General features: G+C 36.9%; 28 protein-coding genes and 1 pseudogene. 19 read left to right on the forward strand and 10 right to left on the reverse strand.

Going from position 1 to position 26,248, the window contains the following annotated elements; genetic code table 11:
• Positions 1-26: 26 nt before the first annotated feature.
• The 3 genes from ACQKNZ_RS15810 (at position 27) to ACQKNZ_RS15820 (ending at position 1,876) form a co-directional block, all read left to right on the forward strand.
• The gene (locus tag ACQKNZ_RS15810; RefSeq protein WP_427660633.1) at positions 27-566 is read left to right on the forward strand and encodes a hypothetical protein; all 540 of its coding nucleotides are present in this window, start codon (positions 27-29) and stop codon (positions 564-566) included.
• 3 nt (positions 567-569) lie between these two features.
• Positions 570-1,508 carry an ABC transporter substrate-binding protein gene (locus tag ACQKNZ_RS15815; protein ID WP_427660635.1) on the forward strand — a complete coding sequence of 313 codons (939 nt, stop codon included), beginning with the start codon at positions 570-572 and terminating at the stop codon, positions 1,506-1,508.
• A 122-nt stretch (positions 1,509-1,630) separates the two neighbouring features.
• Positions 1,631-1,876, forward strand: a complete 246-nt coding sequence (locus ACQKNZ_RS15820) for an HAAS signaling domain-containing protein (protein ID WP_186318202.1) — start codon at positions 1,631-1,633, stop codon at positions 1,874-1,876.
• A 78-nt stretch (positions 1,877-1,954) separates the two neighbouring features.
• On the opposite strand, the pseudogene ACQKNZ_RS15825 reads toward ACQKNZ_RS15820, so the two are convergent.
• Both ACQKNZ_RS15825 and tatA read right to left on the reverse strand, forming a co-directional pair.
• Positions 1,955-2,329: pseudogene (locus ACQKNZ_RS15825) on the reverse strand (GyrI-like domain-containing protein).
• Between the two features lie 70 nt (positions 2,330-2,399).
• Entirely contained in the window at positions 2,400-2,606 is a 207-nt protein-coding gene (gene tatA, locus ACQKNZ_RS15830; RefSeq protein WP_093536286.1) for a twin-arginine translocase TatA/TatE family subunit, read from the reverse strand.
• A gap of 470 nt (positions 2,607-3,076) precedes the next feature.
• Between tatA and ACQKNZ_RS15835 the strand changes: the two genes are divergently transcribed.
• The 4 genes from ACQKNZ_RS15835 to ACQKNZ_RS15850 all read left to right on the forward strand — a co-directional run bounded on the left by ACQKNZ_RS15835 (position 3,077) and on the right by ACQKNZ_RS15850 (position 6,288).
• Entirely contained in the window at positions 3,077-3,334 is a 258-nt protein-coding gene (locus ACQKNZ_RS15835) for a hypothetical protein (protein WP_144539321.1), read from the forward strand.
• Positions 3,335-3,413: 79 nt separating this feature from the next.
• Positions 3,414-4,193, forward strand: a complete 780-nt coding sequence (locus tag ACQKNZ_RS15840) for a gluconate 2-dehydrogenase subunit 3 family protein (RefSeq protein WP_154312144.1) — start codon at positions 3,414-3,416, stop codon at positions 4,191-4,193.
• 28 nt (positions 4,194-4,221) lie between these two features.
• Positions 4,222-5,937, forward strand: coding sequence for a GMC family oxidoreductase (locus ACQKNZ_RS15845; protein WP_154312145.1), 1,716 nt, complete (start codon positions 4,222-4,224; stop codon positions 5,935-5,937).
• Between the two features lie 213 nt (positions 5,938-6,150).
• Complete coding sequence (locus ACQKNZ_RS15850; RefSeq protein ID WP_427660638.1) at positions 6,151-6,288, forward strand: hypothetical protein; 138 nt, start codon at positions 6,151-6,153, stop codon at positions 6,286-6,288.
• 200 nt (positions 6,289-6,488) lie between these two features.
• Here the strand turns inward: ACQKNZ_RS15850 and ACQKNZ_RS15855 are convergent, their stop codons facing one another.
• Positions 6,489-6,878: an NUDIX hydrolase gene (locus ACQKNZ_RS15855; RefSeq protein WP_144539327.1), complete on the reverse strand. Its 390-nt coding sequence runs from the start codon at positions 6,876-6,878 to the stop codon at positions 6,489-6,491.
• 152 nt (positions 6,879-7,030) lie between these two features.
• On the opposite strand from ACQKNZ_RS15855, the gene ACQKNZ_RS15860 reads away from it, so the two are divergent.
• From ACQKNZ_RS15860 to ACQKNZ_RS15895, 8 genes are all read left to right on the forward strand, one after another.
• Positions 7,031-7,255 carry a helix-turn-helix transcriptional regulator gene (locus ACQKNZ_RS15860; protein ID WP_144539329.1) on the forward strand — a complete coding sequence of 75 codons (225 nt, stop codon included), beginning with the start codon at positions 7,031-7,033 and terminating at the stop codon, positions 7,253-7,255.
• The gene (locus ACQKNZ_RS15865; RefSeq protein WP_144539331.1) at positions 7,239-7,646 is read left to right on the forward strand and encodes a hypothetical protein; all 408 of its coding nucleotides are present in this window, start codon (positions 7,239-7,241) and stop codon (positions 7,644-7,646) included. The genes ACQKNZ_RS15860 and ACQKNZ_RS15865 overlap by 17 nt, the downstream gene beginning before the upstream one ends.
• A gap of 104 nt (positions 7,647-7,750) precedes the next feature.
• Positions 7,751-8,227 (forward strand): low molecular weight protein-tyrosine-phosphatase, encoded by a 477-nt coding sequence (locus ACQKNZ_RS15870; RefSeq protein WP_427660641.1) that lies wholly within the window; start codon positions 7,751-7,753, stop codon positions 8,225-8,227.
• 12 nt (positions 8,228-8,239) lie between these two features.
• Positions 8,240-8,674: a GNAT family N-acetyltransferase gene (locus ACQKNZ_RS15875; protein WP_427660642.1), complete on the forward strand. Its 435-nt coding sequence runs from the start codon at positions 8,240-8,242 to the stop codon at positions 8,672-8,674.
• Positions 8,675-8,686: 12 nt separating this feature from the next.
• Positions 8,687-9,121 carry an HIT family protein gene (locus tag ACQKNZ_RS15880; RefSeq protein ID WP_144539337.1) on the forward strand — a complete coding sequence of 145 codons (435 nt, stop codon included), beginning with the start codon at positions 8,687-8,689 and terminating at the stop codon, positions 9,119-9,121.
• Between the two features lie 252 nt (positions 9,122-9,373).
• The gene (locus ACQKNZ_RS15885; RefSeq protein ID WP_427660645.1) at positions 9,374-9,805 is read left to right on the forward strand and encodes a DUF1801 domain-containing protein; all 432 of its coding nucleotides are present in this window, start codon (positions 9,374-9,376) and stop codon (positions 9,803-9,805) included.
• A gap of 107 nt (positions 9,806-9,912) precedes the next feature.
• Positions 9,913-10,629, forward strand: a complete 717-nt coding sequence (locus ACQKNZ_RS15890) for a YebC/PmpR family DNA-binding transcriptional regulator (protein WP_427660647.1) — start codon at positions 9,913-9,915, stop codon at positions 10,627-10,629.
• A gap of 205 nt (positions 10,630-10,834) precedes the next feature.
• Positions 10,835-11,275 (forward strand): hypothetical protein, encoded by a 441-nt coding sequence (locus ACQKNZ_RS15895; protein WP_186318203.1) that lies wholly within the window; start codon positions 10,835-10,837, stop codon positions 11,273-11,275.
• A gap of 207 nt (positions 11,276-11,482) precedes the next feature.
• On the opposite strand, the gene ACQKNZ_RS15900 is transcribed toward ACQKNZ_RS15895, so the two are convergent.
• The 4 genes from ACQKNZ_RS15900 to ACQKNZ_RS15915 all read right to left on the reverse strand — a co-directional run bounded on the left by ACQKNZ_RS15900 (position 11,483) and on the right by ACQKNZ_RS15915 (position 17,019).
• Entirely contained in the window at positions 11,483-11,905 is a 423-nt protein-coding gene (locus ACQKNZ_RS15900) for a DUF4395 domain-containing protein (protein ID WP_154312147.1), read from the reverse strand.
• 156 nt (positions 11,906-12,061) lie between these two features.
• The gene (gene abc-f / locus ACQKNZ_RS15905; protein ID WP_427660649.1) at positions 12,062-13,717 is read right to left on the reverse strand and encodes a ribosomal protection-like ABC-F family protein; all 1,656 of its coding nucleotides are present in this window, start codon (positions 13,715-13,717) and stop codon (positions 12,062-12,064) included.
• Between the two features lie 296 nt (positions 13,718-14,013).
• Positions 14,014-15,984: a TRAP transporter permease gene (locus tag ACQKNZ_RS15910; RefSeq protein WP_154312149.1), complete on the reverse strand. Its 1,971-nt coding sequence runs from the start codon at positions 15,982-15,984 to the stop codon at positions 14,014-14,016.
• A 39-nt stretch (positions 15,985-16,023) separates the two neighbouring features.
• A complete protein-coding gene (locus ACQKNZ_RS15915) occupies positions 16,024-17,019 on the reverse strand; it encodes a TAXI family TRAP transporter solute-binding subunit (RefSeq protein WP_342577597.1) in 996 nt (331 codons plus the stop codon).
• 321 nt (positions 17,020-17,340) lie between these two features.
• Between ACQKNZ_RS15915 and dapD the strand changes: the two genes are divergently transcribed.
• From dapD to ACQKNZ_RS15930, 3 genes are all read left to right on the forward strand, one after another.
• Positions 17,341-18,054 carry a 2,3,4,5-tetrahydropyridine-2,6-dicarboxylate N-acetyltransferase gene (gene dapD / locus ACQKNZ_RS15920; protein WP_151112326.1) on the forward strand — a complete coding sequence of 238 codons (714 nt, stop codon included), beginning with the start codon at positions 17,341-17,343 and terminating at the stop codon, positions 18,052-18,054.
• Positions 18,055-18,065: 11 nt separating this feature from the next.
• On the forward strand, positions 18,066-19,193 hold the full coding sequence (locus ACQKNZ_RS15925) for an N-acetyldiaminopimelate deacetylase (RefSeq protein WP_427660653.1): 1,128 nt from the start codon (positions 18,066-18,068) through the stop codon (positions 19,191-19,193).
• A gap of 483 nt (positions 19,194-19,676) precedes the next feature.
• Positions 19,677-20,486: a class I SAM-dependent methyltransferase gene (locus tag ACQKNZ_RS15930; RefSeq protein ID WP_154312151.1), complete on the forward strand. Its 810-nt coding sequence runs from the start codon at positions 19,677-19,679 to the stop codon at positions 20,484-20,486.
• Positions 20,487-20,539: 53 nt separating this feature from the next.
• On the opposite strand, the gene asnB is transcribed toward ACQKNZ_RS15930, so the two are convergent.
• From asnB to ACQKNZ_RS15945, 3 genes are all read right to left on the reverse strand, one after another.
• Positions 20,540-22,384: an asparagine synthase (glutamine-hydrolyzing) gene (gene asnB / locus ACQKNZ_RS15935; protein ID WP_342578703.1), complete on the reverse strand. Its 1,845-nt coding sequence runs from the start codon at positions 22,382-22,384 to the stop codon at positions 20,540-20,542.
• Between the two features lie 129 nt (positions 22,385-22,513).
• Positions 22,514-23,752 (reverse strand): ABC transporter permease, encoded by a 1,239-nt coding sequence (locus ACQKNZ_RS15940; RefSeq protein WP_144539355.1) that lies wholly within the window; start codon positions 23,750-23,752, stop codon positions 22,514-22,516.
• Positions 23,745-24,644 (reverse strand): ABC transporter ATP-binding protein, encoded by a 900-nt coding sequence (locus ACQKNZ_RS15945; protein WP_151112334.1) that lies wholly within the window; start codon positions 24,642-24,644, stop codon positions 23,745-23,747. Before ACQKNZ_RS15945 ends, ACQKNZ_RS15940 begins: the two co-directional genes overlap by 8 nt.
• Positions 24,645-24,779: 135 nt before the next feature.
• Between ACQKNZ_RS15945 and ACQKNZ_RS15950 the strand changes: the two genes are divergently transcribed.
• On the forward strand, positions 24,780-26,192 hold the full coding sequence (locus ACQKNZ_RS15950) for a stalk domain-containing protein (protein ID WP_144539359.1): 1,413 nt from the start codon (positions 24,780-24,782) through the stop codon (positions 26,190-26,192).
• Positions 26,193-26,248: the final 56 nt, after the last annotated feature.

Raw genomic sequence — 26,248 nt, forward strand, 5'->3', positions numbered from 1 at the left:
AAATAACTTGGAAAGGGGGCAGAGCATTGAAAAAAGACATGCGATATATTTGTTATCCATTTATGAGAGAAAAGCCGTCTACAGTAGACTTTGAGATTCGAACAGACTCATTGACCACACGTATTGGATTGGCCGCATCTTTAACAAAAGATATTCCAAGAGTTTACGAGGATTTAATGTATCTGGCACCGATGGCATATCACGTAAATGGTTCTGTTAGAGGGAAGCTAGCAATCAATGAAGAGGATTTACAAATTCTAAGTGATATGTATGATTTCTACGTAAGTGAAGTGGAAGGAAGAGTAGATATATTCGTACTTCCACAAGGCTCAACAGCTGCATGTGAATTACACGTGTGTCGTAGTGAAGCAAAAAAATCTGTAAGGGCTTTACATAAAGTTTCATTAGAAAGAGAAGTACCAGAGATTTTGTTTGATTACACACAGCTATTAGCAAATGTATTGTTTGCAATGGCGGTATATGTAAATAAGCATCATGGAGTAGAAGAGATTCAATTTGTCAGTAAATCATATCCGATGAGAAAAAAGAAAAAAGTGGAGGATTAACAAATGAATAAACAATTAAGGAATTGGTTAGCGGTACTAATACTTTCTATCTTACTTGTAGGCTGCCAAGAGGCTGAAAAAAATACAGCTGTTGAAACAGATTCTGTACAAGAAGTAAAAGAATATACTGTAACGGATGATATGGGGAAAGAAGTTACATTCGAAGAAGTTCCGGAAACGATTGTGTCTCTACAACCAAGTAACACAGAAATCCTGTTTGCCCTTGGTGTAGGAGATAAAATTGTTGGAGCTACAGAATTCGATACCTATCCAGAAGAGGCACTAGAAATTGAACGAGTTTCCGATTCTATGAAGTTCAACGCAGAACGTATTTTAGAGATAAATCCAGATGTTGTAATTGCTTATACAACTGGGTCTGAGGAAGAGCTTAAAGTGTTGGAAGACGCGGGGTTAGATGTTTTTGTCATTCAATCGGCGCTATCATTTGAAGACGTCTATGGAGATATTGAACAGTTGGCCGCAGTAATGGGAGTAGAGGATAAAGGAACCGATCTTGTTGACTCTATTAAAACTACTATTCAAAGTGTTCAGGACAAAGTATCAGGTGTAAGCGATCAGAAACACGTCTACTTTGAAATAAGCCCATCTCCAGAAATTTTTACAACAGGAAAAAATACTTTCCAACAAGAAGTTTTGAGTAAAGCTACAGTTGTAAATATTTTTGGAGACCAAGAGGGATGGATTAAATTATCTGAGGAAGATGTCATTAAGAAAAATCCTCCGATTATCTTGACTACCGTAAATTATGTAGAAGATCCAATTGGTGAGATTAAGGCTCGTCCAGGCTGGAATCAGTTAGAGGCAGTGCAAAACAACGCCATTTTCCAATTAGATCAGGACATTATGTCTCGCCCAGGACCACGAATTGGTGAAGCTGTAGAACTAGTAGCTAAAACCGTTTATCCAGAGATATTTGAATAAAGTAGAAGTTGGTCTCGTTTTGAGGAGACCAACTTCTTTTGTTTTAAAACTGGTACCTTGCAATGAATAATAGTGTTATGGTATAGTACTATCTAATGAATAGTACCGAGGGAGAGAGAGACATGACAGCGAATATTTATATTGAGACATTAGAAAAAGAGCTTTATATGTTGAATACAAAGGAACGCCAAGCAATAGTTAGAGATTTCCAAAAGTATTTTTGTGATTTGTTAAGAGAGGGACAAACTGAGAAAGCAATAGTTGAATCATTAGGAGCACCATCGTATATAGCAAGGGAATTACTTAAGGCTTACTCAGAAGAGGAAATGATTGTAACAGAAGTGGAATATGAAGGCGCATATATATAAAATGCTACAAAGGCTAGTTACCCTTCGTAGCACGATTTCATTTACAATCGTTTAGTAAACTGAACTAGTTCAACTTTTTTATATTACAGGAATCCAAATTTCTGAATAACAGTTTGGATCAGATGGGTCATCATCTGTATACACTTCCATCTCTGGTGTTCCTGCCTGTTTGTAGGAGTGAGAGGGAAACCATTCTGAGTAAATTTGTTACCATGTATTTTGCATAGCATTGGGCATTGCTCCGTGAACCTCAAAGATTGCCCACTTTGATGCTGGTATTTCTAATGTCTCCAGATTTTCTGGTGTGTCGCCTATATAACTGACCCCTATCCAATAATCCATCATACTGTCGACTTTAAAATTTTCTCCCATCACACAAACACCAAGAGCACCTTTTATTTCTTCGTTATTTAAAGAAATAATGAAACAACAAGCTCTTGTATAGATTCTTATAGATTAATCTAGCAACGTATATTAACACATACAAAAAGCCACCAATTATAGAAACAGGTGGCTTTTTGCATTAGATATTTTTTTTAGTTTCTGTTTCTTTGTCTTCTATTCTAAATTCTTCTGCAACATCGTCTACTATATCTTTAGTTGAGTTTTTAAATTCTTTTAACGTCTCTCCAACTGCTCTACCCAATTGAGGTAATTTTTTAGGACCGAACACGATTAAAGCAATAATTAATATAATGATTAAACCCGGTATTCCAATATTCGGCATTATAATCTCTCCCATACTGTTTCTATATATTTTCACGTGGTTTTTGCAATAGTAGTTAATCTTAAAAAAATTGGTTGTTTTGTATCAATAACACATTATACTCCTACGTTTAAATTTGTAAATACTTTGGTATTAATAATGATCAAATTGTGTGAGCTGGAAAAGTCTCTTCGATATAAAACTCTCTTTTTCCCTTCTATAACTTTCTATAACTTTGTTTATACAACTAGTCCTTTAGCGTTTTTCAACCACAAAACACTAGTTACTTTATACCGATAATAGAAAAGTTTTTACTATTAATTTGCAATTTTTATGTGAATTTAATGTTTTTTCAGAATAAAATTATATTTTCTAATCCGAAATAAATATGTAGTATTGAAGAAATAAAAGGAGTAAACTGTTAAACGGTTGTTTTGTTATGTATAAAAATTACATTTTCATAGTTGAGTGAACTATGTTAAAGGAGAATAAAAGTGACGCAATATAACTTAGAAGAATTAAAACTGTTGAATCAAGTAATTTTCGCTTTATTTATAGTAGCAGATTTAGCTCTTGGCCTCTTTTACTATAATAATGAGTTTCCTTGGTTCGCGTTAATAGGTTCAAGTATTGGACTAGCTATTATTGTTCTTTGCTGGACTGGAAAAAAATATATATACTTTATCTCATTTTTATTGGTTTATACTATCCTATTCTCATTAGTTTATAACTGGCATGCAGTTTTTCATTAATCAGAATATTTTCGACTCATTGTTTACCTGAATAAACAATTTAAGCTATTTTTTACTAATTTACGTTGGAGGTTATATTATGTCAGAACAGGAAAAAAAGGCTCCATACTTAGATAAACGTTCATCTAGACGTACTTTTATCAAAAATTCTGGATTAACAGTTGGTGGAGTTGTACTAGGTGGAGCACTCGGTTCTTTACTAGGTAAAGACTCAACAACTAAAACTAACGAGACTGGGGTTCATTCAGCAGCTACTGGGGTTAACTTCAACCAGGCACTGATGTATTTTGACAAAGCACAATTTGATACGATAGATGCTGCAGCAGAGCAAATTTTCCCTAAAACTGAGGTAGGACCCGGTGCGAAAGAATTACTTGTTGCATATTATATCGATCACCAACTAGCAGGGAGCTTTGGCCTGAACTCAAAAGAATATATGACCGGTCCTTTCTTCCCAGCAGAAGCAGTTCCACAACAAGGGTACCAAACACATTTGAATCGTCAGCAAGTGTTTAATCTTGGAATTACAGCTTTAAATGCAGAGGCTGCAAAGAAATCTGATGATAAACCTAAATTCGCCAGTTTAACAGAAGAACAACAAATCGAAATCTTAAAAGATTTTGAAGCTGATAAAGTTAAATTAAATGGAGCTGTTAGTTCATCCTTTTTCTTCTCTTTACTTAGAAAAGTAACAATTGAAGGAGTATATGCTGACCCTATGTACGGCGGTAACAAAGATATGGCTGGTTGGAAAATGAAGAATTTCCCTGGACATCAATCGAGTTATACTAATGTACTAGAAAAAGATGAATTCGTGAAAATAGATCCTATGAGCTTAAACTCTCAGCATCAACACTAATATACACCAATAGAAAGGGTGAACAACTTTGGCAACTAAATTACCAAAAACAGATATAGTTTTAGTAGGGGTAGGTTGGGTAGGCGGTATTATCGCAGCAGAACTTACAAAAAAAGGATACAAAGTAGTAGGTATCGAACGTGGTAAAGAACGTTCAACTGAAGATTACTTTATGGCTCACGATGAACTACGTTACGCAGAGCGTAAAGAAATGATGCAAGATCTTTCTAAAGAAACAATTACATTCCGTCACAATATGACACAACGAGCATTACCTTACCGTGAATGGGGTAGCTTCCTGATAGGAGAAGGAACAGGTGGTTCAGGAGAGCATTGGAATGGTCAAACTTACCGCTTCCTGCCATACGATTTCGAGATCTATTCAGAAACTGTTAAACGTTACGGAAAAGGTAAAATCCCTAAAGGAATGATGCTTCAAGACTGGGGTATAACATACGAAGAGTTAGAACCATACTTCGATAAATTTGACGCTATGACTGGTATTAGCGGTGAGGCGAATCCACTACCTGGTTCTCCACAAATAAAATACCCTAACCCGCCGATGTTGGAAACACCTGCTATAAAATTATTCAAAAGTGCAGCGAAAGATCTTGGATATCATCCATACCATCTGCCTTCTAACAATCTATCGCAATCTTATACTAATCCAGATGGCATTTCTCGTGGCGCTTGTCAATATTGCGGTTTTTGTGAGCGTTTTGGTTGCGAATATGGAGCAAAAGCATCACCAGTAGTTACAGTATTACCTGTAGCTAAAGAAACTGGTAACTTCGAAGTACGTACTCATTCTGTTGTACGTAAAGTTCTACACACAAATGGAAAAGCTACTGGCGTATTATACGTAGATATACGTACTGGTGAAGAGTTTATCCAAGAGGCAGATGTAGTTGTAGTATCAGCCTATCAAATGAATAATATTAAACTTTTATTAAACTCTCAACTTGGCCGTCCATATGATCCAGTTACTGGTACAGGAGTCATTGGTAGAAACTATGCATACCAAACAATTCTGGGGACTGCTGTAGGTTTCTTCGATGAAGAGTTCAATTTATACGGTGGTGCAGGATCTCTAGGAGCCCAAATTGATGACTTCAACGGAGACTTCTTTGATCACACTGACTTAGATTTCTTACATGGTGCGACAATTCAAATTACCCAATTAGGGGATCGTCCTATTGCAAACAATCAGGTTCCAGCAGGCGTTCCAACTTGGGGGAAAGAATTTAAAGACGCTTCTGTTACAAACGCAAACCGTGCTCTTATTGTTAAAGCACAAGGGGCTTCCCTTCCTTGGCAAGATAATTACATCGATCTAGATCCAACTTATAAAGATGCATTCGGTGATCCATTACTCCGTATGACGTTTAATTGGAAAGATCAAGATCGTCAACTAATGAAATTTATGGGCGAAAAATCAGCTGAGATCATGAAAAAAATGGGTGCAAAAGATATCAAAATTAATGGTGGCGAAGTCGGAGATTACGATATTCGTAACTACCAATCTACTCACAATACTGGTGGAGTAATTATGGGCTCTGATCCAGAAACAAGTGCTTTAAACAGCTATCTACAAATGTGGGATTGTGAAAACGTATTTGTACCAGGTGCAAGTGCTTTTGCTCAAAACTCAGGTTACAACCCAACTGGCACAGTTGGAGCACTAGCATATCGCGCTGCAGAAGGTATTGAAAAATACTTAAAAACTGGCGGATCTTTAGTTTAAAAACGAGACGCTTCTAAATAAACAAATAATATCTGCTTAACTATAACAAATAATTTCTATTCATAGAATTAGCCAACAACTTAAAAACTGCTATCTTCTTTCCATCAAAAGAAGGTAGCAGTTTTTTAATATATGGATTCATCCTCAAATTTTCAACTATTCTTTTGGATTTCTAAGAAACTTGCACAGTCTTTATAAATACTTCTACCATCTTTGTGTGAATTTCAGGTTGTTCATCATGAACCGAATGCCCTGCAATCACCTACAAAAACGTATGAAATACATGCATTCAAGGTACAGTTTAAGCATCCTATTACAGGACAAATGATTATTGCTGAGGATAAACGATAAAAGATTATCCTCTTATACTAACTATGATACAAAAACATCCAATTGAAATAATTGGGTGTTTTTTTAGTTAAGAAATATATAGTTGAATAACTTTGCTTGTTGAATAGATTCTACCCATCCCAATGGTTAAACACTCCTTTCATTTATCCTAAAATATTTACGTTAAATACCCCTGTCTTTTTGTGCTTTCCTTGGACTGTTTAATCTGCCAAGATTGCTTCTACTATTTCTTTAGGACGAACATCTAACGAGGTTAGGTCCTTAAGGTTGATCCAAATGGGTTCATAGCTTCCTTTTTTTATAGAAGGGTTTTTATATTCATCCCCAGTACCTGCACCAAAGGTACCGCCTATAATTTCAGCTAAATAATAATATTGCTTTCCGCTATAGGGTAATACTTTTAAAAGACGTTGGATTTTAACATGCACGCCTATCTCCTCATATGTCTCTCTAATAGCAGCTTCCTCAGGGGTTTCCCCAGTCTCAATACCACCACCTGGAAATACATAATAGGTAGTATGTGGTTTTGTCCTTTTAATTAGTGCAACTCTATCCTTTTCTAAAATAATAGTGGCTCCTCTATTTCTCATTTGAACTCCCTTCCTGTACCTTTTTGAAAATTATAACAATAATTGACGTTCATAAGTTATTTAAATTTTATGTAAAGGTTTCTTTACATAAATATAGTTTTAGATTATCCTTATGTAAAGATATATTTACATTGGTTGCAAGGAGGAAACAGATGACAAAGGTCATTAATCATATAAGAGAGATACGTTTAAAAAAGGGAATCACACAGGTACAAATGGCTGGTGATTTACAAATTACCCGACAAACGATTACTGCGATTGAGAACAATAAATACAATCCCAGCTTAGAGCTGGCACTTAAACTAGTGCGTTACTTTGAAGTACCCATAGAAGAATTATTTTATCTTGAGGGGGATGAAAATGACAAAAAGCTATAGAATTTTACTGTACGGAATTATTAGTGGATGTATCATTGTTGGTGCCTTTTTAGGGGTGTATATTGCAGGTAAAGAGGAAGGCATTTTTGATTGGGGACTGTTTTTACCGATGGTAGTTGGATCATTAGGGGGCTTTATAGGCTTTTTTCTATTTGCATGGTTACGTCAAAAAAAGAATGGCAAAATTCCTGATATGGACGAGCGTACAGCTGTAATGATGAAAAATTATTTCTCTACTGTCCTGTATTTTGTCCTGTTTGGGAGTGGTGTTATATTGTTGATCTTATTTGCAATTGGTGTGGAGACAATTGAAACTGGAATGCTCATTGTTTACATGATGATTTTATTTATGTTAATTGGTATTGGTGCTTTTATAACAAAGAGAATCTGATTGATTTAGCAAGTGAATTAAACGGGTATTAAAAAAGTATGAAGAAATGTAGAGAAAGTAATTGAAGTATTTCAAAAACAGAAAGCTTAGAAAGGATGATAAAAATGGTTAATGTTTTGTTTGTCTGCCTTGGCAACATTTGTCGTTCTCCTATGGCAGAGGCTGTATTTAAGCATCTAATTCAAAATGAAAAATTAGAACAATATATACAAGTAGATTCAGCGGCAACAAGTGGATGGCATATTGGAAATCCACCACATAAAGGGACAATAGCTAAGCTAAAAGAATATAACATTTCAAAGAAGGGTATGGCTGGACGCCAACTTAAAGAGGAAGATTTTGAAGAATTTGACTATATCGTTGGGATGGATGAAAATAATATTAGAGATATACGTAAGATGCTTGGTCAACCGAATCATCCAAAAATTATTCGATTTTTAGATTTAACCATTCACAAAAAAGATGTGCCAGACCCTTATTTCACAGGTGATTTTCAGGAAACCTACGATTTAGTAATAGAAGGCTGTGAAGCACTACTAAACAAAGTAAAAAGTGATCATAAAGAGCTGCTTCAATCATAGGAGGAAATTGGAATGGATTATATGTATTTTCAAGGTGTTCCAGATACTCAAACACTTTCAGGAGTCTTGGAGCTTCATAAGCATGTATTCGAGGGTTCCGAGTTGGAAACTGAAAAGTTGAAAGAAAAAAGTAATTTGATAGTATTCGTAGCAAAAGATCATGAACGAGTAATTGGATTTAAAATTGGATATGATTACGGAAATCGTACATTCTATAGCTGGCTTGGTGGGGTTCACAAGGACTACCGAGGAAAAGGGATAGCAAAAGAGCTGATGAGTAGACAGCATGATCTAGTAAAATCCATGGGTTATACAAAGGCTCGTACTATTTCGCGCAATGAAAAAAGAGAGATGCTTATCTTAAATATAAAGTTTGGCTTTGATATAAAGGAAACTTTCACTAGTGATAAGGGGAAGCATAAAATCGTGTTAGAAAAAATGCTATAGGGAGGATTTTAAATGACTGAATGCTTAGGTTGTATGTTAGCTAATAAGGAACAAAATGTTTTCGTTATTTTTGAAAATGACCATATCACATGTTTTCTAGATCATGAACCTTTTAATAATGGGCACGTACTTATACTTCCAAAAAGACATTATGAGGATGTGGATGACTTAGATGTAGAGGTCGCCTATTCTATAATGGATGCTTCCCGACTTATCTCCAAGGCAATTAAACAATTATACACACCAGATGGGATTACGATTTGCCAAAATGGTGGAGTGTTTAGTGAATTGACTCATTATCATATGCACGTTGTCCCTAGATATGAGGGACAACAGTTTGCAGAGTTCTATCAAGAGCAACCTTTCGAACGAAATAATCTAGAAAGCTTGCAAACTGTTACAATAAACTTAAGGAATGCTGTTCGTAATATTATAGAAGAAGGATAACCAACTTATGATTGGAGTGGCAGGTTAGCGACTCCCGCGGGATGGCTTATCGCTCTCCCCGCGGAAAGCGTTCGACTAAAGCGGAAATCCCCCCTCTTGTTCCTGCTATTTATGAGAACTGAACTTTAGATATCTAGCTATAACGTGGGATTATACTCCACAATAAAATCTAATGATAAACAGAAATAAGGAAAGAGTCTTGTCCAATCATGGAGAGGCTTTTTTTCTAACTTGATATAAGGGAGAGTTTAAATGTCTAAATATAAACAGAAGACCTTAGAGACTGATCAGGATGTGGCAGAGTTTATAGAAGGAGTCGATAGCTTAAAGAAAAGGGAGGATGCATATAAACTTCTAGAGATTTTTGGAGAATCTACTGGCTATCAAGCGAAAATGTGGGGGCAAAGTATTATTGGATTTGGTTCTTACCATTACAAATATGCTTCCGGTCATGAAGGGGATGCTCCTCTTGTTGGGTTTTCACCAAGAAAGGCAAAGATTAGCTTGTATTTTGCTACCGGAGATTCAGATCGCGCGGAATTGTTAAGTAGATTAGGAAAACATACTTCAGGTAAGGCATGTGTTTATATCAATAAAGTAGAGGATATCAATATAGAAGTTCTTAAAGAAATAATTTCTCAATCTATCATTTTTTTACAAAAATTGTATCCGAGCGAGAATTGAATGGAAGTTAATGTATTTATTTTTGCTACTTATACTGGTTCTAATGTATAATAACACAGTAGAATTCTAGAGTACGAAAACAATATGTGAAAGAGAGTGGGACTTTTATGGGTCGTAAGTGGAATAATATTAAGGAAAAGAAAGCTTCTAAAGATGCTAATACTAGCCGTATCTATGCTAAATTTGGTCGTGAAATATATGTTGCAGCAAGACAAGGTGAGCCAGATCCTGTCTCTAACCAAGCTTTAAAGGTCGTATTAGAGCGTGCAAAAACTTACAGTGTGCCAAAGCATATTATTGATAAAGCGATTGAAAAAGCAAAAGGTGGATCAGAGGAAAGCTATGATGAGCTTCGCTATGAAGGATTTGGTCCAGGAGGATCAATGGTTATTGTAGATGCATTAACAAATAACGTAAACCGTACTGCTTCTGATGTTCGTGCTGCATTTGGTAAAAATGGCGGCAACATGGGAGTTAGTGGTTCTGTGTCTTATATGTTTGATGCAACAGCAGTTATAGGCTTAGAAGGCAAAACTGCCGATGAGGTGTTGGAAATCCTGATGGAAGCAGACGTAGATGCTCGTGACATTTTAGAAGAAGAAGATGCAGTCATCGTTTACGCTGAGCCTGACCAATTCCATGTGGTGCAAGAAGCTTTAAGAGCTGCGGGAGTTGAAGAATTTACAATTTCTGAGCTAACAATGCTTGCACAAAACGATATTGCGTTAGATGCAGATGCACAAGCCCAATTTGAAAAAATGATTGATGCTATTGAAGATTTAGAGGATGTTCAGCAGATTTATCATAATGTAGATTTAGCATAAATATAGGAAAGTAAAAGTCTCATTTACAGGAAGCTGTAGATGGGATTTTTTTTTGAGTAGAAAGTAATCTATCTACTTAAAAAACATGAATAATAGATGTTAGTTTTTTGCTATAGGCGAATTATAAACACTACTTTTATATATAAATTAGGACTCAAGAAACTGTTTATTTTGTGATGCGTCAAATGTAGAAAGGGGGAATAGGATGAGAAGTTTTTTTGCTACATGTTTAGTTATTTTATTCATAGCAAGCCCTATCAAAACAATGGCTGACTGGGCATATCCCTTCGTAGTGTGGGATGGATATGTTTATGTTCTGCAAGATGAAGAGGTCAATGAAATTGGTAAGGAAATTGGTCATGTTACAAAATACTCCGATCTAGAAGGGTCTTACTCAGGGAATTTTTCTAATGCTTACCCAAGAGGAACTAAATATTATGAAGTAAAGGAAGTTAGTAGTAAGGAGGCAATTGCAGTAGAAGTTTCCTCAGGGACTTATAGAGTGGCTGAGCGAGGAGGTCCATATGGGGGGAACAGATATGCATTTTGGGATCCCGATTCACCGTTTTTTATAATTGGAATTTTATTTGTAGCTGTATTTACAGTTGTAGTGTATTTTTCGGTAAGGGAGAGGAAGAACGATTAAATGAAGGAGAAACACCAGAACCTATTACGGTGACTAGTGCAATGGAGAAAACCTTATATAATGACTTAAGAATGGCCGCTCTAAATGATTTGAGCAGCCATATAATTACTTATTGCTATAGTTTAGAGCCTTAAAAAGAAAAGATTGAAAAAACAAGGGAGAACTATGATTACAAACAGTTCTTCTCTTTTCTAGTTGTAGAAAATCTTAATGTGTTGCAGAGTTATTTCTTCGATACTTCCATTGCTGGTATTGGAAACGAAAGAAGCAGCCTATACAAAATCCTAGTATAGCAATAAATGCAGCTAAACCGACCATAACAGTTGCAATATTAAATGAAATACTCCACTTCAAAAAGAAGCTAATACTAGCTATAAGTAAAAAGCCAACTGCCAACCATTGATTAAACCTTAGCTGAGCATAATCTTCTTGAATATATTCCTTACTAGGCTTCTTTAGAAATCTTTTGGCTACAACTAAAATGGGATGAAAACCAAATAATAAACTAGATAAATTGGCAATTAACGGAATGAGCAGAATCCATGCTGATTGAGTGATAAGCGCGATGACGACAGAGATTACAATTGTCCATTGATTGACCATAACGAGAGGCTTCGGAATTGTCTTCATGATAAAACCTACTTTTCTGATTGGATTTATTATATTATATGTTGATTCTAATAGAATGTAAAAAAATTGAATCCGTTGACCTATTTCCCGGGAAATCGACATTTTTATGCTCCTAACGACAAATGGCTGCTCTGGGATTTTGAGCAGCCATTTTGTTTACTTATTTTTTAGTTGATTTATCTTTTGGGTTAGCATTTTAAATTGTTCATCTAATTCCATGTACTTGGAATCTTTAGATGGAAGATAGCTTAATTGACCTAGTACAGCTTGTCGCTCTGTTTCTAGAGCTAGAAGTAACTTGTTATTGTCGTTTTCTTCGCTTCTACTAAGCCAATCAGTATAATTCATCTCAAGCTTTTGAATTCTATTTTTATCAAATATAAGAAGCTTGTTTGTTAGCCTTTCTAAAAAATAACGGTCATGGGTTACGAGTAAAATAGTACCGGGATACGTAGACAGTGTCCTTTCTAGCTGTTCTCGAGAAGGCAAATCGAGATGGTTCGTAGGCTCATCTAAAATGAGTACATCCTTTTGATCTACCATGAACTCCATTAACTTTAGTTTTACTCTTTCTCCCATACTCATTGTAGAAATTGGTCTTAACCAATGATCCTTAGAGAAGCCCAAATTGTTCATTAAGGTTTGAATTACACCCCTTGTATCATAATCGGTAGTTGTAAAAAAGTCAGAGGGGGTTTGATCTTCTGGAAGATCGAATACTGTTTGGCGTAAAAAGCCGATGTTCATTGATTCGGTTTTCCAAAGCTCACCTTCAAATGTTTCTTCTCCAGTCAGCATTCGGAAAAAGGTTGTTTTACCACTCCCATTTGATCCGAGGATTCCAACACGTTCTTTAGCTTGGATAGTAAAGGAAGCTTTTTGAAATAGAATTTCTTCGTTAAAAGATTTGCTTAAATTTTTAGCTTCTATGACGCGTTTCCCTTTTTTCTTATTACCTTCAATAGAGAAATTGATTTCCTTTTCCTCTACTGGACGTTCTACTTGATATTTGGAAAGCTCTAGCTCTAGTCGTTTTTGCTTGGAGCGAATTTGAACATCCTTTTTCTTAGCCTTCATACGAAAATACTCTTTTGCACCGTCTTTTTTTGTCGATTCTTCATGTGCTTTGTTGGACCAATTTTTCAATACTTCCATTTGCTTTTCAACTTGTCGGATTTTTGATTGTTGTGCATCATATTCTCTTTGATGAGTGATAAGTTTTTCTTCTTTTCTTTTACGATAGGTAGAATAATTTCCTGTATAGACGGTTAGGTTTTTATTTTCAATTTCCCAAATATAATTTGATACTTCGTCTAAAAAGTATCGATCATGTGATACTAATATAATCGTTCCAGAATAGGTAGCTATTTCTTCTTTTAAGAAGGATAGACTACTTTGATCTAAATGATTAGTAGGCTCATCAAGTAAAAGTAACTGAGAACTTTCTGCAAAAACCTTAGACAGTCTTTTTTTCATTTTTTCTCCGCCACTTAATGCATCGTAAGGACGATTATTAGGGACAGACCACTTACTGATATAAGTCCGTTCATCTTTTTCCTCTACATTTGAATGGAAATGCTCATCTTCTTGCTTGAAATAGCTGATGGTGGGAGTAGTCCCTATCCATTCGATTTGTCCGGAAGTGGGAGAGCTTTCACCTGAAAGAATGGAAAGAAGAGAAGATTTTCCTTCACCATTTCTACCGACAATTCCTATTACAGCCCCTAAATGTATATCGGTTTTTATATTGTTAATGATCTCTTTGTCACCATGGGTTATGCTGATGTTCGTTAATCTTCCTTGTAAAGTCATTGTATTACCTCCCTTGGAGAGATAAAAAAATCCCTCCGATTTAGACGGAAGGATTTTACTGGCCATTTAGTGTACGACAAAAAATAACTACAAATATATATGCCTGTAGTAATTTATTATCTCAATTTGAAAAATGGGCAGACTAATCCTATTTCCGTCAAAGCTAAAAATATTTTTCTGCATAAAGCAGTAATATTAAGCGAGAAATAAGATTATAAAATCATTGTCCACCCATCGTCCCTTCGATATTAGTTACTATATAATATAACATATTCTTCTGAAAATTAAAGAGGTAATTAATACAATGCTTGACTCGATCTACTGCCCTCTATTCCAAGCTCGTCGTCTGTTCTTCTTTTTTGTATGAACCAAATTCCTAGTATGAGTACAAGCCCAAGTACACTACTTAAAATTTCTGGAACAATAAGCATTAACCCAGCCACAAACAAGATGAATCGTTCCCAGACCTTAGAGTACCTTATAAAATAGCCAATCATGGAACTGCTGACAGCTACCATTCCTACTAAGGAAGCAGTAACAGAGACGATAAGCATTACTGGTTCTACATCTACCATTACTAAGATTGGATTATAGATAAAGATAAACGGAACGATAAAGGCCGCGATGGCTAGTTTGACGGCGTTCATACCTGTTTTAAAAGGGTTTGCTCCTGCAATACCTGCCCCGGCATAAGCTGCAAGACAGACAGGTGGAGTGATATCTGCGACTATACCAAAATAGAATACAAACATATGGGCAGCAATTGGAGCTACTCCGAATTCATTTATTAAAACTGGAGCAGCAATAGTAGCTGTGACTACATAGTTTGCTGTAGTGGGTAATCCCATCCCCAATACAATACAAGCAATCATGGTAAATATTAGAGCGAGAATGAGATATCCGTTTGATAGAGCTATAACTCCAGCAGCAAATTTGGAGCCAAGGCCAGTCATACTAACAATTCCAGCTATGACACCAGCTGTGGCAACGGCTGCTATAACCGGTAGAGCGACTCTTGTACCTTGTTCTAATACATTTATAGTTTGCTTAAAGGACATCCTTGTTTCTTTGCGTATTAAGCTTACTAAAAACGCAGCGACTATTCCAAAAAGAGCTGCACGTTGAGGGGTAAAACCATAAATTATCGTTCCAGTAATAACGAAGAGAGGTAAAAGCATATACCAATTTCGTTTCATAGTCTTTCTAAAAGAAGGTAATTGAGACTTTGGGAGCCCAAGTATTTTAAGTTTTTTTGCTTCAAAATGAGTGCCGATAAAGATACCTGTGAAATACAATATCGCTGGTATAATCGCCGCCATCATAATAGTTCCATACGATACACCCAAAATTTCCATCATGATAAAGGCCGCGGCGCCCATCATTGGAGGCATAATTTGTCCTCCAGTAGATGCAGCGGCTTCGGTAGCACCAGCAAATTCAGGCTTAAAACCTGCTTTTTTCATCATAGGGATAGTAAAGGACCCTGTTGCGACTGTATTACCAACGGAGCTACCTGATATAGTCCCTTGCAATGCACTTGCTACAACAGCTGTTTTTGCAGTACCTCCTGTATATCTTCCGGTTAAAGAAAAGGCTAAATCGTTGAAGAACTTCCCTACATTTGTTTGTACGAGCATTACGCCAAAGAATAGGAAGAGGAATATAAACTTTGCTGAAATTTGAACGGGGGTGCCGAATATTCCACTTTCTTTGTACCAAAGTGCAGTAGCGGTTCGCTCTAAAGAAAATCCAGGATGGGAAAGGATTTGAGTAGGGACAAAATTTCCGAAGATAGCATAAAGTATGGCTACTAAAGCCACTATGACGATTGGTAAGCCAACCGTTCTTCTGGTCGCTTCTAGGACAAGAAGAATCCCAAGGACGGAGATGATTATGTCAGGTATGCTATATCCGGAAATTCTGCTCTGTAGAATAGAATCAAAAAAGATTATTTTATGATAGGTTACATACATGGCGGTAAAGGCAAGCACGATGTCATACCAAGGTATTTTCTTTTGTGTTTTAAGTAGGTCTCTTTTTAATGGGTACAATAGAAAAATGACACCGAGAGCAGTTCCTACATGAACGGCACCTTGTTTTTGAGTTGGTAGGGTTCCAAAATAGGCCGTGTATAAATGGAATACGGTTAAGGCCACCCCTAAAAAGGTAACAACCCATGCCCATTTTCCAATATTTGATCGAAACTGATTTTCCTTATCATATTTCTCTAGTATTTCTTGTGCATTTATTGGTTGCTGATCTTTCATTGTCTCACCTCATTTTTAATTGGATTTTATACCTCGATTTTATTTCACATCGTCCAAACTTTTAATATCAGAGCTTTTACGTGTGACAATTTGAATAACCTCTGGATAAATATGCCCAATAAATGCGGCGTTTGGAACTTCATGTCCTTCAAATGCTGCCTCGCCATTGACTGCTTGTATTGCTGGTACATGTACAGACATACCTAAATCCATGTTTCCATCTCGAATACTAGATAGGTTTTCTACAGATGCGCCAGTTTCTGTGTTTGTTAAGTTAAATCCTTCGATATGTTTGTTCCAAATACTTGCCATCTCTCCCCCTAGTGGATAATAAGTGCCGCCTTGACTTCCAGTTCCGAGTATAAAATCATTCTTGCGGTTGCTTTTGTCAGCAGTAAGCTCTGCTACTGGGTTGTCAATAGTGAGACCCTGTTCCTCATAATAACGCTTTGCGCCAGGATGAATAGGAAGCCCCTCAGCTCCGTTTAGTGCGTTTTCTAAAATCATCTGCTTTGCTTGAGCATGTGTATTTTCATTTGCGTTTTCAATCATTATCTTTGCTAGCTCATAACCAAGCTCATCATCGATCGTATCTGTACTTCCCATTAAAATAGCGTAGGCAGTCACAGTTTCCACATCTGAATCTAAAAAGTCATACGTATCCTTAGGAATAGTGTGACGTCTATATCCGCTATTCTCTTCAATATAAGAGATTGCATCATCAGATAAACTAATCATCACAACATCTCCTGCAGAATTTTGCAAGCTTTCGATACTTGCAGCCGGGAGTCCAAGGATACCTATAGAAATATCAATATTTCCATCCTGTACACCATCAGCAGCATCACCAAAGCCCTCCTGATAAGCTTTGTAATCATCATCAGTAATTCCATAGGCATCTAAAATTAGCTTAGAGACGGAGCTAGTCTCACTAGCCGGAGGGCCGATAGCAATATTTGGCTTCCCTCCACTACACGCTGCAACCAAAAGTGCCAAAACCATTAACAAAACAAGACTAAGACTCTTTTTTTTCAATTTCTCTCCCCCAAGGTTTATTTTTCACCCAAATGATAGCGCTTCCATTATGTTGTAAAAAAATAAGCCGGTTGGCATATCAAATAGATGATTATTAATATTATACTTTTAATCTATAATTTTACAACTAAATATCAGTATTTTCTGATTTTTATAAATGGTTGCAGGATTATTACAGGTGCCAGGCACCTGTAATAATCCTGCAACAATCTCTTTTAATATGTAGATAAGATAATTAATTATTTGAAAATGTATTTAAATTCGTGATTTTTAATAAAAATTAATGTACAATAAGCACATATTTGAGGAGGTAATGAGAACATGAAACAGTTAGATGCACATGAGATTATTTCTTACATTCAACACGCAAAAAAATCTACGCAAGTGAAGGTATACATAAAAGGAAGTGGGATTGACCAACTTTCTTTCGGAGAAAATACAAAGGTTTTTGGACAAGGGAATTCTCTTATTCTATTTGGAGAATGGTCTGAAATTCAACCGACATTAGATGAATATAAAGCACAAATTGAAGATATAGTAGTTGAAAATGAAAGCAGAAACTCTGCAATACCTTTATTAGATTTAAAAGGTATTAATGCAAGAATTGAACCAGGTGCAGTTATTCGTGATCAAGTGAGCATTGGTGATAATGCAATTATCATGCTAGGTGCTGTAATCAACATTGGCGCTGTCATTGGTAAAGGTACAATGATCGACATGGGAGCAATCCTTGGTGGTCGTGCAACAGTGGGAGATAACTGTCACATTGGAGCTGGAGCAGTGCTTGCAGGTGTTATTGAGCCACCTTCTGCAACTCCAGTAATAATTGAAGACGACGTATTAATCGGTGCTAATGCTGTAGTTTTAGAGGGGTGCCGAGTTGGCAAAGGAGCAGTTGTTGCTGCCGGAGCAGTTGTAACAAAAGATGTACCGCCATATACAGTAGTTGCGGGTACACCAGCTAAGGTAATTAAAGATATCGATGCACAAACAAAATCTAAAACAGAAATTATGCAAGAACTACGTCAAATTTAAGAAGGTGACACATGAAAACCTTACTTGATATTCGTCGCGATTTGCATCGTATACCGGAGCTTGGATTTAAAGAGGTGAAAACGCAGGCTTACTTATTGGAGCAAATCCACTCGCTTCCACAGGATCGATTAACGATTGTTACGTGGAAGACAGGTATTGTCGTGAAAGTAGAAGGACTCCAGCCAACTCAAACGATTGGCTGGAGGACTGATATTGACGGTCTCCCAATCACGGAGGCTACCGATGTTGCCTTTTCATCTGAGCACATGGGTAGAATGCATGCCTGCGGGCACGATATGCATATGACCGTTGCGCTCGGTTTGCTTCAAAAAATAGTAGAGTCACCATTAAACGATCATATGGTGTTCTTGTTTCAACCAGCAGAGGAAAGTCCAGGTGGTGCTCTTCCGATGTTACATTGGCTAAAGGAAGAACAGCCCGAGCTTATGCCAGACAAGATATTTGCTTATCACGTAGCTCCAGAATATTCAGTTGGTACGATAGCTACTCGCCCTGGCTTACTATTTGCCAATACCTCTGAGCTCTATATGGACTTATTAGGGAAGGAGGGCCATGCTGCCTATCCACACCAAGCAAAGGATATGTCGATTGCGGCAGCGACTCTTTTGCTACAGTTGCAGTCTATCGTTAGCCGAGTAGTCAATCCAATGAAGCCTGCAGTTTTAACTATTGGAAAGTTTTCATCGGGAACTGTCCAAAATATTATTTCTGGTCATGCTCGTTTAGAGGGAACTATTCGGACAATGGATGCTTCTACAATGACACTCATTAAAGAAAAAATAGAAGCATTCTGCCATGCCACTGAAATAGCATTTGATTGTGACGTGAAAATCGATTATGGGTCTTCTTATTATCAGGTATATAACAATGAGGATATCGCCAATGATTTTCTAGCTTTTGCAGAGCAGCATGAAGCAACCAACGCCATCCACTGTGAGGCCGCGATGACAGGCGAGGATTTTGGCTATTTCTTAAAGGACATACCAGGCATGTTATTCTGGGCTGGTGTCGATTCTCCTTTTGGACTTCACCACGCGAAGATGAATCCAAGTGAAAAGGTTTTAGACTATCTCGTTCCTTTTGTAGACAAATACTTCAGAACACTTACAAGCAAATAGACTGGACAGAGATGATGAATCTCTGTCTTTTTTTTCTAAGAAACAATAAAGTCTTCTGATTTATTGCCTTTTGAGTAGGATTGAATTTTTTTGAAAATTGGAGGTGATATTAGCAAAATCGTACCATCTATTACACATGCTTTTCGCTTAAGCTGATTCTATTTGATGGCTGAATATAACAGTATAAGTTATTCCCCTCTAATTACTCTCAATCTAATGATTGGAGCGACAGGCGGCGACTCCAGTGGGATGAGTGAGACAGATAAGCCATCACAACGTGCGCGCTAGCGACGGTGATGGCTTATCGCTCACCCCACGGAATGCCCCCGCCGAGAGCTGAAATTTGTCATCTATATACATGCTTGCCGGGTAAACTATTTCTATTTAATAGTTGAAAATAGTATAAATTATTTCATCTAGCAGGGATTATCCTACTGCAAATAGAACTAATATTAAAATTGATGAAGAATGTAGGTGTTTGTTATGAGTGAAATTATTAATTATTACAACCAATTTGATGAGTGGGGGAGACTTGAAAGAGAACCAATTGAATTTCAGGTGAATTGGCATTACATAAAGAGATATCTTCCTCCTGCTGGGAATATACTCGATAACGGGGCGGGACCGGGGAAATATTCAATCAAGCTAGCAATGGAGGGCTATAGGGTAACCCTAACTGACCTTACACCGAAACTAGTAGAGATAGCGAAAGAAAAAGCAGAAGAATTTCATCTGGAAAATCACTTTTCAGATTTTCTTGTAGCAGATGCAAGAGACTTATCCGGGATCCAAGATGAGCAGTTTGATGCGGCTCTTATGCTTGGACCTATGTATCATTTACAGGAAGAAGCCGACCGGATAAAAGCAATACGTGAATTACATAGAGTAACCAAAAAGAATGGGCTTGTTTTTATTGCGTTTATGCCTAGGATTAAGCACATACTTACTTCTCTCATGTACCCTGAAAATTGGAAGCCAAATAACCAGATGAAAAGCATTCAACAATTTAACGACACAGGCAGCTTTAATCACCAAGAAGCTGGGCGTTTTACAGGAGCGTATTATTTTAATATCGAAGAGATAAAGCCGTTCATGGAAGCGCATGGATTTGAAAGCTTAGAATTAATAGGCTCAAATGTCGCTTCAATATTGAATAAGGAAAATTGGGACTACTGGAAAGACAAAGGTGAGCAGGAATACAAAAATCTAATTGACCTGCTGATTGAAAAAGCCAATGACCCTTATATTTTAGGGATATCCTCTCACCTATTGTATATTGGAGTAAAAAAATAGCTGAACAATAAAGAGGGTGAAAGTGATTTGTCACCGCCACCCTCTAACATTTATTAATCCACCAATTGAACATTATAATCTTTAAACCAAATATGCGTTTGAGCTAAGTAAGCTAATAGCTGGGGACCAGTCATCAATTGTCCAAACCAAGGAATCTTAAAGGCCTCTCCATTAGATTCGATTAACGTTTGAAGACTTCTAGGGTCAAATAGTTCATGCAATATAGAATTCTTATCTAGCAGTTGCTCCTTCAGCATGAGCTGAACCTTTGCTGCATAGACCGGATTATGGGTTTTTGGATAAGGGCTCTTTTTACGATAGAGCACTTCGTTTGGAAGAATTCCCTCTAATGCCTTCCTAAGAATGCCTTTTTCTTGGTTTCCAACCATTTTAAAATCCCACGGAATATTCCACGCATACTCTACAAGACGATGGTCTGCAAAGGGGACACGCACTTCTAAGCTTGCTCCCATGCTCATCCGGTCTTTTCGTTCCAAAAGTGTGGACATAAACCAAATCATATTCATATAAAAGAGATTTCTTCGTTCTGCTTCTAAGGAGGACTCGCCAAACAGCTGAGGTGTTTCTGCTACGCTTATATCATATGCGTTTTGTACATAATCTTCAATTTTCAATTTTTGTTGCCAGCTATCGTTTAGCAAGGAGTGTCTTTCATGCTTGGATCGAATCCAAGGGAAGCCTGTTTCTGCATTTCCAACCTTATGAAACCAAGGGTAGCCCCCAAATATCTCATCCGCACATTCTCCGGACAATCCTACGGTAAAATCCTTTTTTATTTCTTTACAGAACCATAGTAAAGAGGAGTCTATATCTGCCATTCCAGGTAAATCACGTACATGGACTGCCTCCGTTAAAAATTGAGCTAGATCATCCTGTGTAATGACTGAAAAATGGTGAGTAGTATGAAGAGAGCTAGAGACTTTTTGGATGAAAGGGAAGTCCTCGCTAGGCTGAAATTCATTTCCCTTGAAGTGAACATTATTGTTTTCATAATCAATCGAGTAAGTATGAAGAGGGGGTATTCCATCTCTTTTATAAGCATTTGCAGCAATTGCAGAAATAGCACTAGAATCTATTCCTCCCGAAAGGAATGTACATAAAGGCACATCGGACACAAGCTGTCTTTCTACCGCATCTGTTACTAAGTAACGTACTTTTTCTATCGTTTCCTCTAATGTGTCGGTATGCTCTTTACTTTCCACGTTCCAATACCGCCACATACGCAGGCCGTTTTTCGAAAAAGTTAATGCATGTGCTGGTCTAAGCTCCTTTATCCCTTTATATACACCGAATCCAGGAGTGCGGGAAGGCCCAAGCCCAATAATCTCTGATAATCCATTCCGATCAATCTCTGTTGGAACATCTGGGTGTGCAAGCAATGCCTTTAATTCAGATCCGAATAGCAATCCATCATTTCTTTCCGTAAAAAACAATGGCTTTACTCCTAAGCGGTCTCTTGCTATAAAAACCTTTTGCTCTTCTTCATCCCAAATGGCAAAAGCAAAAATTCCATTAAAGTAATCAACACACTTTTCCTTCCATTCAATATAAGAGGTTAATAATACCTCTGTATCTGAATGCCCTGAGAATGAATGCCCTCTACTTAATAATTCCTTTCGTAAATCTTCCGTGTTATAAAGCTCTCCATTATAGCAAAGCGTATAATTCCTAGATTGATAGCTTTTGCTCATTGGCTGTTTGCCTCCGACGGGATCAACAACAGTCAATCTTCGATGACCAAAGAGAGCATGGACCGCACTCCACACATTATGATCATCTGGTCCCCGCTTTTTTAAACTCTCTGCCATTTTCTCCACAACAGGAGAATACCCCCGTAAATCTTTTCTAAAATCAACCCATCCGGTTATTCCACACATATAATTCGCATCCCTTCTTTCACCCCCATAGTATATGCAAAAAAGTGCTGAAAAAGTGACGAGAGATAAGTGACCGAAATAAGTAAAAGTACCACGAACATGTGAGGTTCGTGGTACTTTCATTTAGGATTATGTTGTTACCTTTAATACAGTTTTAATCTTTTGGATAATACCGCCTGAGCTATAAGTAAGAACGCTTCGTTTATAGAAGGACAGGCTGATGATGAATGCTACGATAGAGGTAACGGTTAGTATTAGTAGAGCTAGCATCGGCTCAAATGCCCCGATGTCAGTTGCACCAATGCGTAATGGCATTACCATACCCGATGTAAATGGTATGTAAGAGAATACCTTTACAAGCATGGTGTCTGGACTTTGCGCTCCGAAAATTAATACATAAAATCCAATGATTCCGATGATAGTCATTGGCATAACTGCCTGACCAGCTTCCTCTACTTTAGATACAAGTGAGCCTAACAATGCACCAATGATTAAATTTAGCACAATGGTCATGATTAAAAATGCTAGGGCATAACCAATATAAGAATAGGAAAGCTCTTCAATCATAGGCTGTAAACTATCAATTTTAGAGCCACCATCAACTGTCATAAAAATAACTGCTAACAAAATTATCAAAGCTCCGATTTGTGTAATTGCCAAGAGAAATGTACCTGTTAATTTAGCTATTAAATGAGTAGATGGTTTAACACTTGCAAGAAGAACCTCTAAAACACGAGAACCTTTTTCAGAAGCCACATCTGTTGTTATCATAGATAAAAAGGATATTAAGAAACCATAGATTAATGAGCCGATGAGCATAGAAGCAACGATTCCTACTGCCTTCTCATCCTCACTCTTGCCTCCAGCAGAGGCTTCGTCTAAATTTTTCATTGTAATGATGGTTTCGGACTGTAGAATTTTATCTGCTTCTTCGGCTGTGAGGTTCAGCTGCTGTACCTCATACAATTTCCCAGCATATTGAAGAGTGGAAGATAGACTGAGCTGATCAGTAAATGCTAATGGCTCATATGTTGCTATTTCCGCGTTAAGAGAATTCTCTTCATCTTTGATAAAAATGGCAGCTGCATAGTCTCCGTCAATGACTTCTTTTTCTACCTCATCATTTGGAGAAGTAGGGAACGAAAACGCTAAATCATTATTAGATTGGAACAAAGCCTCTATATCAGCCTCTGTTTCATTTATCACTGCAATTTCTAGTGCTTCACTTTCAAAGAATGCAGCCTTTATATCTGACCAAAACATTACGATGGAAATCACACCAACGTAGATGGCAAGCATGATTATAAATGATTTTGCTTTTATTTTTTGAGTATATAACTGTTTGACTAACAACCAAAATTTAGACATTCTTGCCACCTACCTTATCCTTGAAGATTTCATCTAATGACAAATAATCTAAGCTAAATTTCTCAATATACTTGCCATCAAAAATAGAGTCAAAGATTGCTTGCGCATATTTTTCATCTGCTAGTGTAAGGATATATTGGTCTTTTCCAACATGGACATACTTAACGCCCTCCATGCTTTCAAGTGTCTCCTTTGAAAGCTCCGTACGAATAGTAAGTTTTGTTTTTCCATATTGTTTCTTTAAGTCTAGCAGGCTTCCAGCATACAAAGAGACACCACGTTTTAAAAGACATAAATGATCACAAAGCTCTTCTACATTTTCCATCTGATGGCTAGAAAATAATATAGTTGTGCCCTTGTCTTTTAGCTCTAAAATGGCACCCTTCAACAAATCCTTATTTACTGGATCCAGTCCACTAAATGGTTCGTCTAGTATAAGAAATGCTGGCTGGTGAATGAAGCTTGCGATCAATTGCACCTTTTGCTGGTTTCCTTTGGATAGTGTTTCAGCTTTCGCTTTTCGTTTGTCCTCTAATTCAAAACGATCAATCCAGTAATCCACTTCTTTTTTTAGCTCCTTACGGGATTTACCACGAAGCTCTCCAAAGAAGTAAAGCTGATCCTCCACTTTCATAGCAGGGAAAATACCTCTCTCCTCGGGTAAATAACCTAAAAGATCTCTATTAATATTATTGATATTTGTACCATCCCATGTGATGGTTCCTTCCGTAGTTTCCTGTAAATCTAGTATCATCCGAAAGGTCGTAGTTTTACCGGCACCATTTTGACCGATTAAACCAAATATTTCACCTTTTTCTATGGTGAAGGAGAGATGGTCAACTGCAGTAAAATCTTGATAACGTTTGGTTACTTCGTTAATTACTAACGCCATGTTTAAGCTCCATTCCTAAGTATTTTTTCGTACTACTTTATACGCATTAGAATAATAAATGTTTCAAAAAATTTTGAAACGTTTATCATGGTGTTCCGTCTAATTCACTGATGAAAACAAAGGGGATGATCAGAAATGAAAAAATTACACTATCTTTCGTTCAGCTTTATAGCAATCTGTCTTCTTCTCACACCTACATTTGTTTTGGCGAAGGAGGGAGAGGATACCATGGTTAAAGAAAACTCTAAACTGGAGAGATTTACTGGTATCGTTAAAGAAGTCGTAAATAAAGAAGACAATGTCATACTTACTGTTGAAACAGAGCAAAAAGAACCGATTGTCACTGTTTTTACAATCACAAACGAGACGCTTTTATATAATAGCGGCACAGCCAAGGAAATAGAAAAAAAGGAATTTGTCAAAGGGCAAAGAATAGAAGCCTACTATGATAAAACAAAAGCTAGGACTATGATCTATCCAGCCCAAATTTCGCCAGAGTTAATAATTGCTCATGATGGCAAAAATGTAGGCTTTACAAAGGTAGGGGTCTTCGATGAGGAGTTAACAAGTGAAGACAACCAATTAAAGCTGAATCTCTCTAAGGAAACGCTTGTTGTTAATAAGGATGGAGAAAGTATCGATCAAAAAAATTTAGTGGGTAATGAGCTGATTGTATTTTATAAGACCTCGACAAGAAGTATTCCTGCTCAAACAATACCGAACAAAGTAGTTGTTTTAGAAGAAAAAGATGCAAGCAACTTTATGAAATTCTCCGGTACTATTAAGGAAGTTTCTAAAAATAATAAAGAAGTAACATTAACTGTAGAAACGAATGAGAAAGAGCCTCAGATTTCAATTTTAGTATTAAATAAAGATGTAATAGCTCTTAATAGCGCTTCAACAAAAGCGATTTCTATTGACTCCTTTAAAAAGGGGATGAAAATTGATGCCTATTACGATAAAAATAAACCAATGATTTTAATTTATCCACCAAGAATCTCTCCAGAAATCATTGTTGCTCATGAAGAAAAGAGTGGCCTAGTGAAAGTGTCAAAATTCGATAAGCAATTTGTTAGTCTAGATAAAGAGCTGAAACTTCAAATTACCAACAAAACAGAATTGGTGGATGAAAAGGGAAAGAAAATTTCCAAGAACGATTTAACAAACAAGGAGTTAATCGTATTTTATAGTTCACCTAAGAACAATCAAAAACTTACGACTCCATCAAAAATTATTGCACTAGAATATATTGAACCTGTTCAAAAAGAGCTCAACAAAATAATAGAGAATGACCATTTAATTCAAAATGGAGTTAAGATGATTCCTATACGTGAGGTGGCTCAGTATTTAGGATATGAAGTAATGTCCCATCCAAAACGTAATAGTGTGTACTTAAAGCTTGGCAATAGCTCACTTTCCATTACTAGGGGAGAGCTGAAGTATGGATACAATAGAAGTATAAGAGAATTTCAAGAAACACCGGTTTTGCACAACAAGAAAACCTATGTGTCTGAAGATATTTTAGAAATTCTTGTTCCAGAGTCTTAAAGAATATGTCGTCCGCTCATATAGAGAAGGACGGCTTTTCTTTTGGTACAATTTAT

The sequence above is a fragment of the Psychrobacillus sp. NPDC093200 genome, from assembly GCF_050280345.1.
Classification (GTDB): domain Bacteria; phylum Bacillota; class Bacilli; order Bacillales_A; family Planococcaceae; genus Psychrobacillus; species Psychrobacillus faecigallinarum.

Excerpts from the sequence above, each read along its gene's own strand:
- ACQKNZ_RS15815 (WP_427660635.1), top strand. The coding sequence starts at position 570 with ATGAATAAACAATTAAGGAATTGGTTAGCGGTACTAATACTTTCTATC.
- ACQKNZ_RS15820 (WP_186318202.1), top strand. The coding sequence starts at position 1,631 with ATGACAGCGAATATTTATATTGAGACATTAGAAAAAGAGCTTTATATG.
- ACQKNZ_RS15840 (WP_154312144.1), top strand. The coding sequence starts at position 3,414 with ATGTCAGAACAGGAAAAAAAGGCTCCATACTTAGATAAACGTTCATCT.
- ACQKNZ_RS15855 (WP_144539327.1), bottom strand. The coding sequence starts at position 6,878 with ATGAGAAATAGAGGAGCCACTATTATTTTAGAAAAGGATAGAGTTGCA.
- ACQKNZ_RS15860 (WP_144539329.1), top strand. The coding sequence starts at position 7,031 with ATGACAAAGGTCATTAATCATATAAGAGAGATACGTTTAAAAAAGGGA.
- ACQKNZ_RS15865 (WP_144539331.1), top strand. The coding sequence starts at position 7,239 with ATGACAAAAAGCTATAGAATTTTACTGTACGGAATTATTAGTGGATGT.
- ACQKNZ_RS15870 (WP_427660641.1), top strand. The coding sequence starts at position 7,751 with ATGGTTAATGTTTTGTTTGTCTGCCTTGGCAACATTTGTCGTTCTCCT.
- ACQKNZ_RS15875 (WP_427660642.1), top strand. The coding sequence starts at position 8,240 with ATGGATTATATGTATTTTCAAGGTGTTCCAGATACTCAAACACTTTCA.
- ACQKNZ_RS15880 (WP_144539337.1), top strand. The coding sequence starts at position 8,687 with ATGACTGAATGCTTAGGTTGTATGTTAGCTAATAAGGAACAAAATGTT.
- ACQKNZ_RS15885 (WP_427660645.1), top strand. The coding sequence starts at position 9,374 with ATGTCTAAATATAAACAGAAGACCTTAGAGACTGATCAGGATGTGGCA.
- ACQKNZ_RS15890 (WP_427660647.1), top strand. The coding sequence starts at position 9,913 with ATGGGTCGTAAGTGGAATAATATTAAGGAAAAGAAAGCTTCTAAAGAT.
- ACQKNZ_RS15895 (WP_186318203.1), top strand. The coding sequence starts at position 10,835 with ATGAGAAGTTTTTTTGCTACATGTTTAGTTATTTTATTCATAGCAAGC.
- ACQKNZ_RS15900 (WP_154312147.1), bottom strand. The coding sequence starts at position 11,905 with ATGAAGACAATTCCGAAGCCTCTCGTTATGGTCAATCAATGGACAATT.
- abc-f (WP_427660649.1), bottom strand. The coding sequence starts at position 13,717 with ATGACTTTACAAGGAAGATTAACGAACATCAGCATAACCCATGGTGAC.
- ACQKNZ_RS15910 (WP_154312149.1), bottom strand. The coding sequence starts at position 15,984 with ATGAAAGATCAGCAACCAATAAATGCACAAGAAATACTAGAGAAATAT.
- dapD (WP_151112326.1), top strand. The coding sequence starts at position 17,341 with ATGAAACAGTTAGATGCACATGAGATTATTTCTTACATTCAACACGCA.
- ACQKNZ_RS15925 (WP_427660653.1), top strand. The coding sequence starts at position 18,066 with ATGAAAACCTTACTTGATATTCGTCGCGATTTGCATCGTATACCGGAG.
- ACQKNZ_RS15930 (WP_154312151.1), top strand. The coding sequence starts at position 19,677 with ATGAGTGAAATTATTAATTATTACAACCAATTTGATGAGTGGGGGAGA.
- asnB (WP_342578703.1), bottom strand. The coding sequence starts at position 22,384 with ATGTGTGGAATAACCGGATGGGTTGATTTTAGAAAAGATTTACGGGGG.
- ACQKNZ_RS15940 (WP_144539355.1), bottom strand. The coding sequence starts at position 23,752 with ATGTCTAAATTTTGGTTGTTAGTCAAACAGTTATATACTCAAAAAATA.
- ACQKNZ_RS15945 (WP_151112334.1), bottom strand. The coding sequence starts at position 24,644 with ATGGCGTTAGTAATTAACGAAGTAACCAAACGTTATCAAGATTTTACT.
- ACQKNZ_RS15950 (WP_144539359.1), top strand. The coding sequence starts at position 24,780 with ATGAAAAAATTACACTATCTTTCGTTCAGCTTTATAGCAATCTGTCTT.